The sequence below is a fragment of the Arthrobacter sp. TB 26 genome (genome assembly GCF_000427315.1).
Classification (GTDB): Bacteria; Actinomycetota; Actinomycetes; order Actinomycetales; family Micrococcaceae; genus Arthrobacter.
In genome coordinates, this window is record NZ_AUPJ01000142.1 from 1 (window position 1) to 12,438 (window position 12,438).

The following is a 12,438-nucleotide window of genomic DNA, read 5'->3' on the forward strand; positions in this document are numbered from 1 at the left end:
CCGGAACCGCCGTCGTCGCCCTCTACTTCGAAGGAGACGATCGGTTTGCCGACCTCGACCACGGTGCCGGGCTGTTCGTGCAGCGCGGTGATGACGCCGGCGAACGGCGAGGGGAGCTCGACGACGGCCTTCGCGGTTTCGACCTCCGCGATGATCTGGTTGAGCGCGACGGTATCCCCCACCGCGACCTTCCACGCGACAATTTCCGATTCAGTGAGACCTTCACCGAGGTCCGGCAACCTGAATTCCTTGATCATGGTGGCACTCATCCTTCCAGCCCGCTCAGGGAGTTGGGGCGGCCCAGCGCGCGGTCGACGCCGTCGAGGATCCGGTCCAGGCCCGGCAGGTGGTGCATTTCAAGCTTCGAGTACGGGTACGGGACGTCGAAGCCGGTGACCCGGACCGGGGCGGCCTCGAGGTGGTAGAAGCAGCGTTCGGTGATGCTGGCGGCAACCTCGGCGCCGATGCCGCCGGTCTGGGAGGCTTCATGCGTGATGACGAGCCGGCCGGTCTTCCGGACCGAGGCTTCCAGGGTCGCGAAGTCCAGCGGGGCGAGCGAGCGCAGGTCGATGACCTCGACCGACACACCCTCGTCGGCCGCAGCCAGGGCAGCGTCCTTGGCGGTCTTGACGAGCGGGCCGTAGGCCACGAGCGTGACGTCCGTGCCTTCGGTCACCACGCGGGCCTTCTCCATCGACAGGGCGGCGCTGAGGTCCAGGGTCTCGTCCACCTCGCCTTTGTCGTGGTAGCGGCGCTTGGGTTCGAAGTAGAGGACCGGATCGTCCGAGGCGATGGCCTGCTGGATCATGGTGTGCGCGTCCTGCGGATTGGAGACGGAGATCACGCGCAGTCCCGAGGTGTGGGTGAAGTATGCCTCGGGTGATTCGGAGTGGTGCTCCGGGGAGCCGATGCCGCCGCCGAAGGGCACGCGGATGGTGATGGGCATCTTGACCGCACCCTGGGTGCGGTAGTGCATCTTGGCGACCTGGCTGACGATCTGGTCGAACGCCGGGTAGATGAAACCGTCGAACTGGATCTCCACCACCGGGCGGTACCCGCGGTAGGCCAGGCCGACGGCGGTGCCCATGATGCCGGACTCGGCCAGCGGCGTGTCCACAACGCGGTGCTTGCCGAAGTCCTTTTGCAGTCCGTCGGTGACGCGGAAGACGCCGCCGAGGGCGCCGATGTCCTCGCCCATGAGGATCACCTTGGGATCGTTCTCGAGGGACTTGCGCAGGCCCGAATTGATGGCTCGGGCAAAGGTCATCTGCGTCATCAGCGTGCACCTTCTTCAGAAGCGGCTTCTGCGGGATCGCCGAAGGAAGCCAGGTAGCGGGAATAGTGGTCCTGCTGGCGGTCCAGCGGGGAATGGGGGGTGCTGTAGACGTGCTTGAAGATGTCCATCGGCGCCGGCTCGGGCATGTTGATGGTGCCGGCCCGCAGGGCCTTGGCGACGGCGTCGGCCTTGGCTGCGACGGCGGCTTCGAGTTCCTCCGTGAGCAGTCCCTTGCGTTCGAGCAGTGACTTCAGCCGGGCGATCGGGTCCTTCGCGGCCCAGTCCTCGAGCTCGTTCGCGTCGCGGTAACGGGTGGGGTCATCCGCCGTCGTGTGCGGACCCATCCGGTAGGTGACGGCCTCGATGAAGGTGGGGCCGCCGCCGCGGCGTGCACGGTCGGTCGCGATGCGGGTTGCCGCCATCACGGCCAGGACGTCATTGCCGTCCACCCGCATGCTGGGGATGCCGAAGCCGGCCGCGCGGTCCGCGATCTGGATGTGGGACTGCAGCCGGACGGGCTCGGAAATGGCCCAGTGGTTGTTCTGGCAGAAGAAGACCACTGGGGACTGGAAGCTGGCGGCGAACACCAGGGCCTCATTGACATCGCCCTCGCTCGTGGCGCCGTCACCGAAGTAGGCCACGGCGACCGAGTCGGCGCCGTCGTTCTGGATTCCCATCGCGTAGCCGGTGGCGTGCAGGGTCTGGGCGCCGATGATGATCTGCTGGGTGGCGACGTTGACCGTGTAGGGGTCCCAGCCGGCCAGCGCGTTGCCCCGCCATGCTTTGACAATGTCCTCCGGGTTGACCCCGCGGCAGTAGGCGACGCCGTTGTCGCGGTAGCTGGGGAAGACGAAGTCGTCGTCGCGGAGGGCCCGGGCNGCCGATCTGGGAGGCTTCCTGGCCCAGGAGCGGCGGCCAGAGGGCCAGTTCACCCTGCCGCTGCAGGGCCGTGGCCTCGGCATCGATCCGGCGGATGACCACCATGTCCTCGTACAGCGCACCAAGTTGTTCGTCACTGACGTCCTGGACCCAGGGGTCGAACTCCGGATGGCTTACGCGTTCACCCCCGGGGGTGATGAGTTGGACGAGATCCCCGCCCGACCGCCTGTTTGAGTCTGCACTGTTTCCGGGGCCCCCGGCGGAAATGCCGCCCTTGCCCGCGTCGTCGGTAAACACAGTTGTCCGCACCTTCTGACGTCGTCTGACCGGAACTCCCAGGACTCGTGATCCCGGTGCGCGCCAGCCGCCCGGGCGCCGTTGCCCCGGATAGTTGTGACCCTACTCACAATGCCCAATGGGTACAACCACCTCTGAATAAGTTGAGCACTCTGCACCGTTTGGAGCCGCCGGACCGTGCTAATCTTGCGCATTATGCAACCCTTGGATGGCACCGACACCCGCCTACTTTCGGCCATGGCCGGGGACCCCCGGCGGACCGTGGTTGCGCTGGCCCAGAAGCTGGGTTTGTCCCGGAATACCGTGCAGGCCCGGATGGCGCAGCTGGAGAAAAAACACGTCTTCCTGTCCTTTGAGCGCCGTATTAATCCGGCCTCGCTGGGCTACCCGCTGATGGCCTTCATCTCGGTGCACGTCCAGCAGCAAAAGCTCGGCAAGCTGGCAGTGGAGTTGGCCGATATCCCGGAGATCCTGGAGGGCTACGGCCTCACCGGCTCGGCGGACCTGCTGCTCCGCGTGGTGGCGCTCGACGCCGAGGACCTGTTCCGGATCAACGGCAAGATTCTTGCCTGCGACGGCGTGGACCGGACGGATACGGCCCTGGCCATGAGTGAAATGATCCCGTTCCGGATCCAGCCGCTGCTGGAACGCGGCTCCGCCGAAGGTTAACGCCCAAGAGCGCAGGAGCCCCGTGCGTCTGCACGGGGCTCCTGCGCTCTGTCAGCCGGCGGTAATCACCGGCGGTTGATGCCTAGTGGTCGGTGGCCTTCTCGGCGCCCACACCCGTGAGGGAGCGGACTTCCATTTCGGCTTGCTTGGTGGTGTCTTCCAGCTTCTTGTCCAACACCGAACCGAGCCAGCCCAGCAGGAACGCGAGCGGGATGGAGACGATGCCGGGGTTGCTGAGCGGGAAGATCGCGAAGTTGGCGCCCGGGATCATGGACGTCTTGGCACCCGAGACCACCGGGGACAGGGCGATCAGGATGATTGCCGAGCCCAGGCCGCCGTACATGCTCCAGATGGCGCCCTGGGTGGTGAACTTGCGCCAGAACAGCGAGTACACGATGGTGGGCAGGTTGGCCGAGGCCGCCACGGCGAAGGCGAGCGCCACGAGGAACGCCACGTTCTGGCCGTTGGCGAAGATGCCGCCCACAATGGCCAGCAGGCCGATGACGACCACGGTGCGCCGCGCCACCTTAACCTCGGTGGCGGCGTCGGCCTTGCCCTTGGCGATGACGCTGGCATAGATGTCGTGGGCAAACGACGCCGCCGCCGTGATGGTGAGGCCGGCGACGACGGCCAGGATGGTGGCGAAGGCCACGGCCGAGATGAAGCCGAGCAACAGCGGGCCACCGAGGTGGAAGGCCAGCAGCGGTGCGGCGGAGTTGACGCCGCCCGGGGCGGCCTTGATGGTGTCCGCGCCCACCAGGGCCGCAGCGCCGAAGCCCAGGACCAGGGTGAACAGGTAGAACACGCCGATCAGCCAGATGGACCAGACCACGGACTTGCGGGCTTCCTTGGCGGTCGGAACCGTGTAGAAGCGCATCAGTACGTGGGGCAGGGCCGCGGTGCCAAGCACGAGGGCCAGGGCCAGGGACATGAAGTCGATCTTGGAGGTTTCAGTCTTGCCGTACTGCAGGCCCGGGTTCAGGAGGTTCGGGTTGCCCGAGGTTTCCACCGCGCCGCCCAGCAGTGCGGAGAGGTTGAAGCCGAAGATGGCGAGGACCCAGAGGGTCATCACAGCGGCACCGGCAATCAGGAGCACGGCCTTGATGATCTGGACCCAGGTAGTGCCCTTCATGCCGCCGATCAGTACATACATGATCATCAGGGCGCCAACGACGACGATGACCAGCGCCTGTCCGCCCCAGTCGCTGATGCCCAGGAGCAGGGAGATCAGGGTGCCGGCTCCGGCCATCTGGGCCAGGAGGTAGAAGAAGCAGACCACAAGGGTGGAGATGGCCGCCGCGATGCGCACGGGCCGCTGCTTGAGCCGGAAGGAGAGCACATCGGCCATGGTGAACTTGCCGGTGTTGCGGAGCAGTTCGGCCACCAGCAACAGGGCAACGAGCCAGGCGACCAGGAAGCCGATGGAGTACATAAAGCCGTCGTAGCCGTTGATGGCAATGGCGCCGGTGATCCCCAGGAACGAGGCCGCCGACAGGTAGTCGCCTGCGATGGCGGTGCCGTTCTGGGATCCGGTGAAGGACCGTCCGGCGGCGTAGTAGTCGGCGGCCGTCTTGTTGTTCTTGCTTGCCTTGACCACGATGACCATGGTGATCGCCACGAACAGGGCGAAGATGCCCATGTTCAGCAGGGTGGTGTCCTTGAGATCCGCAACGTTGACTGCGGGAACCATAAGCGTCATTTTTCTACCCCGGTGATCTGGTTGCCGTGCTTATCGAATTCGTGGCCTTCGATTTCGTGGCGGATTTCCGCTGCGATCGGGTCAAGCTTCCGGTTCGAGTAGCTGACGTACCAGCCGGTGATGGCAAACGTGGTCACGAACTGAAGCAGGCCCATGATCAGGCCAACGTTGATGTTGCCCCAGACCTTGGTGGACATGAAATCCACCGCGTAATCGGCCAGCAGGACATAAGCGAAGTACCAGAGCAGGAATGCAATGGCCATCGGAAAGACAAAGCTGCGGTGACGCTTGCGCAGTTCCTGGAACCGCGGCGTCGACTGGACTTCCTTGAAGTCCACGGCCGCCGTAGCGTCCGTTTCTTGGGCTTCGTGACCCATCGTTCCTCCTCATTGAGAGATTTGAGTCCACACCGGCTGCCCTGGCCTGCTCCGAACAGCCCTCCGGCCAATGTGACTGCAATCACTGTCTCCCGTGATGCGCCTTACAATCCACAATCGCCGTACCCTGCGTCGCTCAACGGTCGGGATGCTGCGCTCAACGGTGCCCGCAGGACCGCCGGGAGCCCCGTCGGCCCCGGCCGGGCAGGTGCCGCGATACGCTGGGCCCATGCCCGACTCTCCCCTGTTCATCGCCGCCGCCATCGCCGTGATCGCGGCGGCGATCGCCGTCGTCGTCGCCGTCGGGCTCAAGGTGCTCCGCTCGTTCCGGGAGCTCGGCACCGACGCGGAACGGGCCACCTACAAAACGCTGCACGCGGCCTCGCGCGCCGGCCAGCACCTGCGCACCGGGCTTAATCCTGCCGGCGCCGCCAAGGCCAGCCGGCAGCTGCGCAGCCTGCTGGGCTGCGACGCGCTGGCCATCACCGACACCACCGGCGTCCTCGCCTGGGACGGCGCCGGGGAAGAGCTTAAACCGCTGCTGATGGAGCTCGCGTCCGGGGTGCTCGACGGCGGCCACACCGCCGTCATCCCGGCCGGCGAAGTGCAGGAACTCGCCGGGGCGAAGAGCTCCGTGGCGACCCGCCCGGACGTGGAACGCGCCGCGGTGATCGCGCCGATCAAGGCCGGGACCCGGGTGGTGGGCGTCGTGGCCGCCTTTGCCCCGGCGGCGGGCGCCGGGCTGGTCCGGGCCACCAGCGAGGTAGCCGACTGGGTGGCGGCGCAGGTGGAGCTGGCCGAACTCGACGCGTCCCGCACCCTCCTGATGGAGGCCGAGGTGCGCGCGCTCCGGGCCCAGATCAGTCCGCACTTCATCTACAACTCGCTGAACGCGATCGCATCCTTCATCAACACGGACCCCGTCCGGGCCCGGGAACTTGTGGTGGAGTTCGCCGACTTCACCCGCTACTCCTTCCGCCGGCACGGTGACTTCACGACCCTGGCCGAAGAACTGCGCTGCATCGACCGCTACCTGCTGCTGGAACGCGCCCGGTTCGGCGACCGCGTCCAGGTGAGCCTGCGGATCGCCCCGGAGGTGCTCAGCACCGTCATTCCCTTCCTGAGCCTGCAGCCGCTGGTGGAAAACGCGGTCCGGCACGGCCTCGAGGCCAAGGAGGGTCCCGGACACATCTCCATCACGGCCAACGACTCCGGAGCGTTCGCCGAGGTGAGAATCGAGGACGACGGCGTCGGCATGGATCCGGAACAGCTGCGGGCAGTCCTCGCCGGACACGGCGACGGCGACCATGTCGGGCTGCGCAACGTCGACGCGCGGCTGCGGCAGGTCTACGGCGACGACAACGGACTGGTGATCGAGACAGCGCCCGGGGAAGGCACCCTGATCACGATGCGGGTCCCCAAATCGCAGCCCCGCCACGATGCCTGACCGGGTCAAATGCCCGCGGCAGTAGTCTTGAACCATGATTAACGTCCTCGTCGCCGACGACGAGCTGCCCGCTGTTGAGGAACTGGCCTTCCTGCTCGGTCGGGATGACCGGATCGGCACCATCCACCGCGCGTCCTCCGGGGCCGAGGCCCTGCGCGCCCTCGAGGCCGGGGGTGTCGACGCCGTCTTCCTCGACATCCACATGCCCGCGCTCTCCGGCCTCGACATTGCCCGCGTCATCGCACGCAGCAGCAAGCCTCCCGCGGTCGTGTTCGTCACGGCCGACGAGGACTGCGCCCTGGAAGCCTTCGAACTGGCCGCCGTGGACTATCTGCTGAAACCCGTCCGCGCCGAACGGCTGGCCAAGTCGATCGGCAGGATCAGCGAGCTGCTCAAGGACGGCGCCCCGCGGCCGGAAATGATCACCGTGGACCTCGGCGGCACCACGAAGATGATCCGCCGCGAAGACGTCACCTACGTCCAGGCCCAGGGCGACTACGCCCGGCTGCACACGGCGGACGCAAGCTATCTCATCCGGGTCCCGCTGGCCGACCTGGAACAGCAATGGGCCGAGGCCGGGTTCCTCCGCATCCACCGTTCCTACCTCATCGCGCTGAACCATGTCAGCCACATGAAACTTGCCGCCGCCCGGCCCAGCGTCACTGTGGCGGGGGCCGAACTGCCCATCAGCCGGCGGCACCTGCCCTCCGTGCGGGAGAAGCTCGAGGCGACCCGGATCCGGCCGCAGGCATGACCCGCGTCCGCGTCACCGCGCCGCGCAGCGTGAAGGCAGACAGCACCACGCCGGGAAGCGCCGTGCTCCCGGCCGTTCGGTCGGCTGCCGACTCGCGCGACGCCGCGGAGGAGTCCGACGCCGGCCAGGTGTTTGTCCGCTCGCTGATCCGCTCGCAGCTGCGGCTGGCGGTGGTGGTGGCCGTTGGATTCCTGCTGATCCTGGTCGCGTTCCCGCTTATGCTGGGTCTGGTGCCCGGGCTCGCGGAGTCAACGATTGTGGGCCTGCCCTTCGACTGGGTCCTGCTGGGCGCCGGGATCTATCCGGTGATCGGGCTCAGCGCCTGGCTGTACATCCGCACGGCGGCGCGGAACGAGGCCCGTTACCGGGATCTCGTCGGGGACAAGTGAGGCGCCCGTGAACCCGGTTGTCGGCATCGCGGCGTTCGCCGCCGTCTCGCTGGCCACTGCCGTCATCGGCTTCTACGGGCTGCGGATCTCGCGCACGACCGGGGATTTCTATGTGGCTTCCCGGACGGTCCGGCCCTGGTGGAACGCCTCGGCGATCGGCGGCGAGTATCTTTCGGCGGCGAGCTTCCTCGGCGTCGCCGGGCTCATCCTGCTCTCCGGCACGGACGCCCTGTGGTTCCCGGTGGGGTACACGGCCGGTTACCTGATGCTGCTGCTGTTCGTTGCCGCCCCGCTCCGGCGCTCCGGCGCCTACACCATCCCCGACTTCACCGAAGCGCGGCTCGACTCCCGGGTGGTCCGCAGCGTCACGAGCATTATCGTGGTGATGGTCGGCTGGCTCTACATCGTTCCGCAACTGCACGGCGCGGCGCTGGCCATCCGGATCACCACCGGGCTGCCGGCGTGGGTGGGGATGGTGGCGGTGGTCGCCGTCGTCTGCGTCACCGTGGTGGCGGGCGGCATGCGGTCCATTACCTTCGTCCAGGCGTTCCAGTACTGGCTGAAACTGACAGCGCTGGCCGTCCCGATCCTCTTCATCGTCTTGGTCCTGTCGGACTCCGGAACGCCGGCGGTGGCGGAATCGTCCGTGAACCCGACGGGTGCGGCTCCGGCCGGGCTGTACCAGAACATTTCCCTCCTGGTGGCACTGCTGTTCGGGACGCTCGGGCTGCCGCACGTGCTGGTGCGCTTCTACACGAACCCGGACGGGCAGTCGGCCCGCCGGACCACCCTGATCGTCCTGGGCCTGCTGTCGGTGTTCTACCTGTTCCCGACGGCGTACGGACTGATCGGCCGGATGTTCGCCCCCGGGCTGGCGCAGAGCGGGCAGGCCGATGCACTGGTGCTGTTGCTTCCCGGGGAGCTGGTGGGCGGGATGGCCGGGGACCTGCTGTCCGCCCTGGTGGTGGCCGGGGCGTTTGCCGCGTTCCTGTCCACGACCTCCGGTCTGGTGGTCTCGCTCGCCGGGGTGATCAGCCAGGACCTCTTCGGCGGCAGCGTGAAAGGCTTCCGGCGGGCGGCCGTGATCTCGGCGGTGGTGCCGCTGGGAATAGCGTCCATGACGGGTTCGCTGGCGCTGGCAGGCAGCGTGGGGATGGTGTTTGCCTTTACCGCGTCCACGCTCTGCCCGGTGCTTCTGCTGGGCATCTGGTGGCGCGGGCTGACCGATGCCGGGGCGATCGCCGGCATGGCGACGGGGGCCGTGTTGTGCGGCGGGGCGATGGCGGCCGGGGCTGTCCTGGGTGCCGGTGAAAGCCCCCCGTGGCTGGCACAGCCGGCGGCCTGGACGGTGCCGGCCGCGTTTGCCGTGATGGTCCTGGTCTCCCGGGCCACCCGGACGCGCGTGCCGCGGACCATCACCCGGCTCATGACGCGGCTGCACACCCCGGAACGGCCGCTCGTCACCGAGCGCTAAGGCGGTCAGTCGATGGCGGCCATGAGTTCAACGACCCGGTCCAGGAAGGCGTCAACCTGGTTTTCCTCGTAGCCGTCCTTGCCGACGGCGGGGCGGAAGACCGCGCGGCGGACATTGTCCACGCTCAGCGGCTTGTCCTCTTCGAGGTAGCCGATCAGCTCGTGGCAGAGGTCATCCACGTCCGTGGTGTTGTAGCTGCGGGCTTTGGCCTTGGCAGGGCGCCGGAAGCGCTGGCCGTCGGGGCGGTGCAGCCGTCCGCGGAGCAGGCCGGCGAGCCGGCCGATCTCGCGGAGCCATGCTTCCTCGCCCCGTTCGGCGACGAGCTCGTCGCGTTCCCGCAGGGCGAGGGCGTCCTCGAGCCGGTCCAGGGCCGCATCGACGCCGGCCGCTGCATAGCCGCCTTTGACGGGGTCGAAGGAGACTGCCCTGACGTCCGCGCTTTTGACCGGGCGGCCGGCGGACTGGGGCGATTCGAAGGAGACGCGTGCGCGCTGCATGAACTGGTCGACCTGCTTGGCGTTGTAGCCGTACTGGTTCCGCTGCACGCGGTCAAAGGAAGCAGGAATCTGCCGTTGAATGTCCACTGTAACTTTGTTTCCTTCAATGCCGTTCGGCTGGTTTGCCCGGCACCATTCTAGGGGCCGGAGGGTGGAAGAGGGGGTGCCTCACGCGCCGGCAAAGAGTGAGCAGAGGATGAATGCCACCGGGGAGGCGAAGACGATCGAGTCCAGCCGGTCCATAACCCCGCCGTGCCCGGGCAGGATGCTGCTCATGTCCTTGATCCCGAGTTCGCGCTTCACCATGGATTCGGAGAGGTCTCCGGCGGTGGCTGCGGCGACCATGCCCACGGCCAACGCCACGCCGAACCACCAGGGCTTCTCCAGCAGGAAGATGGCGGCGAGCACCCCGACCACGGTGGCACCGGCCATGGACCCGGCAAAGCCTTCCCAGCTCTTTTTCGGACTGATCTTCGGCGCCATCGGGTGCTTGCCGAGCGAGGCGCCGACGAGGTACCCGAAAGTGTCGTTGGCGACCACCAGCAGCAGGAGGGTGGCGATCTGCCACGCCCCCGGGGGAACAACGCCGTCGGGCCACAGTCCCACCGGCGTTTCACCCACCGGGGTGTGCAGCGGCAACACGGCGAAGCTGATCATGAACGGGATCCAGGCCAGGGTAAAGACACCGGCAAAGATGCTCCGTGCGGAACCGGCTGCGCCCTCGAGGGAACGCCAGATCAGGGCCGCGACGCTGCTGAGCATCATGGCGAACAGGAGGCTCTCGAGGCCGCCGAAGTAGGCGGAAGCGGGCATCGCGACGGTGCCGGTCATGACCGGAATGATCGGCAGCCTGGTGCCAGAGGTTTCCAGAGCCCGGAAGACTTCCCAGACGCCAAAGACCGCGAAGGCGGTGACAATGAGCACGAACCCCAGCGGAAGGAACAACAGTCCGCCAAGGACAAAGACGAGCATGCCAAGGCCCACCGCAGTGGCGGCGGGAAGATTCCTGCCGGCTTTCGGCGTCGGGTTCCTCCGCTGCTTCCGCCGCACCCGGACGTCGGCCCCGGGGTCCCCCTGTTCCTGCGCCATTAGACCTCGAGCAGCTCGGCTTCCTTGCGCTTGAGCAGCTCGTCGATCCCGTCGACGTGGGACTTGGTCATGGCGTCAAGTTCCTTTTCGCCACGGCTGCCCTCGTCCTCGCCGGCTTCGCCGTCCTTGACCAGCTTGTCCAGGGTTTCCTTGGCCTTGCGGCGGATGTTGCGGATGGACACCTTGGCGTCCTCGCCCTTGGTCTTGACGATCTTGACGTATTCCTTGCGGCGCTCCTGCGTGAGATCCGGGATGGTGATCCGGATGACGCTGCCGTCGTTGGAGGGGTTGGCTCCCACCTCGGAGTCGCTCAGGGCCCGTTCGATGTCGCGCAGGGCGGTCTTGTCGAACGGCGTGATCAGGATGGTGCGGGCGTCCGGAATGGCGAACGACGCCAACTGCTGCAACGGCGTGGGAGAACCGTAGTAGTCCACCAGGACCTTGTTGTAGAGGCCCGGGTTGGCGCGGCCGGTCCGGATCGAGGCGAAGTCTTCCTTGGCTACTTCAACCGCCTTGTCCATCTTTTCCCCGGCTTCGAGCAAGGTTTCTTCGATCACGATCTCTCCTCAGAAATTGGTGCACCCGNCCACTGGCGGGGTGCTGTTGTGTTCCCGCTGCTGGCCCCATCCTGCGGGGTGCGGAACTGTCCTGAAAACATCCTAGCCGTTGCTAGGGGGTGACGATGGTGCCCAGGTCCTCGCCCCGAATGGCGCGGGTGACGTTGCCTTCGCCTTCCATCCCGAACACGACCATGGTGAGGTTGTTGTCCTTGCACATGGTCATCGCGGTCTGGTCCATCACCCGGATGTCGCGGCGAAGGGCGTCGTCGTAGCTGAGGCGGTGCAGTTTCTCGGCGGTGGGGTCCTTCTTCGGGTCTGCGGTGTAGACGCCGTCGACGCCGCTCTTCGCCATCAGGACGACGTCGGCGTGGACCTCCATGGCGCGCTGGGCGGCCACGGTGTCGGTGGAGAAGTACGGCAAGCCGGCTCCGGCGCCGAAGATGACAACGCGGCCCTTTTCCATGTGCCGGATGGCGCGGCGCGGAATGTACGCCTCCGCGACCTGGCCCATGGTGATGGCACTCTGGACCCGGGTTTCGACGCCGGCCTGTTCCAGGAAGTCCTGGAGGGCCAGGCAGTTCATGACCGTGCCGAGCATGCCCATGTAGTCGGCGCGGGACCGGTCCATGCCGCTCTGGGACAGTTCGGCGCCACGGAAGAAGTTCCCGCCGCCGACGACGATCGCAACCTCGACGTCGGGAACTGCTGCGGCGATCTGCTTGGCCACGCCGCGGACGGTATCCGGGTCAACGCCGAGCTTCCCGCCGCCGAAGACCTCGCCGGAAAGCTTCAACAGGACTCGGCGCCGGCTCTTCTTTGGCTGGGCTGAAGTGGTGACGGTTTCCATGGTGCCTTCCCGTTGGTGAACTCTGAGCTAGGTTATCGTGCCGGGGACCAAAGGCGTGATTCCGCCCGGACCCGGTTCTGCCCCGGAAGTATTTCCCGGGCGCATGCCCCCGGGAGCGGGTCCCGGGGCATGCGCTGCGTGCATGCAAAAGGGGCGGCCACCGCAGTGACCACCCCCTCAGCGT

At 66.9% G+C, this 12,438-nt stretch carries 13 protein-coding genes and 1 pseudogene; 5 read left to right on the forward strand and 9 right to left on the reverse strand.

Annotated elements, in window-relative coordinates; all coding sequences use genetic code 11:
- The 3 genes and pseudogenes from K789_RS0104415 to pdhA form a co-directional block, all read right to left on the reverse strand.
- Nucleotides 1-269: biotin/lipoyl-containing protein (locus K789_RS0104415; protein WP_029704486.1), on the reverse strand; the 269-nt coding region annotated here is incomplete at its 3' end.
- Nucleotides 266-1,276, reverse strand: a complete 1,011-nt coding sequence (locus K789_RS0104420; protein WP_024365698.1) for an alpha-ketoacid dehydrogenase subunit beta — start codon at nt 1,274-1,276, stop codon at nt 266-268. The genes K789_RS0104415 and K789_RS0104420, both read right to left, overlap by 4 nt.
- Nucleotides 1,276-2,452: pseudogene (gene pdhA, locus K789_RS22295) on the reverse strand (pyruvate dehydrogenase (acetyl-transferring) E1 component subunit alpha). Before pdhA ends, K789_RS0104420 begins: the two are co-directional and overlap by 1 nt.
- 195 nt (nt 2,453-2,647) lie before the next feature.
- Between pdhA and K789_RS0104430 the strand changes: the two are divergent.
- On the forward strand, nt 2,648-3,121 hold the full coding sequence (locus tag K789_RS0104430; protein ID WP_024365699.1) for an Lrp/AsnC family transcriptional regulator: 474 nt from the start codon (nt 2,648-2,650) through the stop codon (nt 3,119-3,121).
- Between the two features lie 82 nt (nt 3,122-3,203).
- Here K789_RS0104430 and K789_RS0104435 read toward each other — a convergent pair whose 3' ends face one another.
- Both K789_RS0104435 and K789_RS0104440 read right to left on the reverse strand, forming a co-directional pair.
- Nucleotides 3,204-4,820 carry a cation acetate symporter gene (locus K789_RS0104435; RefSeq protein WP_024365700.1) on the reverse strand — a complete coding sequence of 539 codons (1,617 nt, stop codon included), beginning with the start codon at nt 4,818-4,820 and terminating at the stop codon, nt 3,204-3,206.
- The gene (locus K789_RS0104440; protein WP_024365701.1) at nt 4,817-5,197 is read right to left on the reverse strand and encodes a DUF485 domain-containing protein; all 381 of its coding nucleotides are present in this window, start codon (nt 5,195-5,197) and stop codon (nt 4,817-4,819) included. Before K789_RS0104440 ends, K789_RS0104435 begins: the two co-directional genes overlap by 4 nt.
- 229 nt (nt 5,198-5,426) lie before the next feature.
- Here K789_RS0104440 and K789_RS0104445 point away from each other — a divergent pair, with 229 nt between their 5' ends.
- From K789_RS0104445 to K789_RS0104460, 4 genes are read left to right on the forward strand one after another with little or no spacing between them, the layout of a single operon-like run.
- Nucleotides 5,427-6,644, forward strand: coding sequence for a sensor histidine kinase (locus tag K789_RS0104445; protein WP_024365702.1), 1,218 nt, complete (start codon nt 5,427-5,429; stop codon nt 6,642-6,644).
- A gap of 34 nt (nt 6,645-6,678) precedes the next feature.
- A complete protein-coding gene (locus K789_RS0104450; RefSeq protein ID WP_024365703.1) occupies nt 6,679-7,398 on the forward strand; it encodes a LytR/AlgR family response regulator transcription factor in 720 nt (239 codons plus the stop codon).
- On the forward strand, nt 7,395-7,787 hold the full coding sequence (locus K789_RS0104455) for a membrane protein (protein ID WP_024365704.1): 393 nt from the start codon (nt 7,395-7,397) through the stop codon (nt 7,785-7,787). The genes K789_RS0104450 and K789_RS0104455 overlap by 4 nt, the downstream gene beginning before the upstream one ends.
- Nucleotides 7,788-7,794: 7 nt before the next feature.
- Nucleotides 7,795-9,261 carry a cation acetate symporter gene (locus K789_RS0104460; RefSeq protein WP_024365705.1) on the forward strand — a complete coding sequence of 489 codons (1,467 nt, stop codon included), beginning with the start codon at nt 7,795-7,797 and terminating at the stop codon, nt 9,259-9,261.
- Nucleotides 9,262-9,266: 5 nt separating this feature from the next.
- Here the strand turns inward: K789_RS0104460 and K789_RS0104465 are convergent, their stop codons facing one another.
- The 4 genes from K789_RS0104465 to pyrH form a co-directional block, all read right to left on the reverse strand.
- On the reverse strand, nt 9,267-9,845 hold the full coding sequence (locus K789_RS0104465; RefSeq protein ID WP_024365706.1) for a DivIVA domain-containing protein: 579 nt from the start codon (nt 9,843-9,845) through the stop codon (nt 9,267-9,269).
- Nucleotides 9,846-9,926: 81 nt separating this feature from the next.
- On the reverse strand, nt 9,927-10,847 hold the full coding sequence (locus K789_RS0104470) for a phosphatidate cytidylyltransferase (RefSeq protein ID WP_024365707.1): 921 nt from the start codon (nt 10,845-10,847) through the stop codon (nt 9,927-9,929).
- The gene (frr, locus tag K789_RS0104475) at nt 10,847-11,404 is read right to left on the reverse strand and encodes a ribosome recycling factor (protein WP_024365708.1); all 558 of its coding nucleotides are present in this window, start codon (nt 11,402-11,404) and stop codon (nt 10,847-10,849) included. Before frr ends, K789_RS0104470 begins: the two co-directional genes overlap by 1 nt.
- Nucleotides 11,405-11,516: 112 nt before the next feature.
- Entirely contained in the window at nt 11,517-12,254 is a 738-nt protein-coding gene (gene pyrH / locus K789_RS0104480; protein WP_024365709.1) for a UMP kinase, read from the reverse strand.
- Nucleotides 12,255-12,438: the final 184 nt, after the last annotated feature.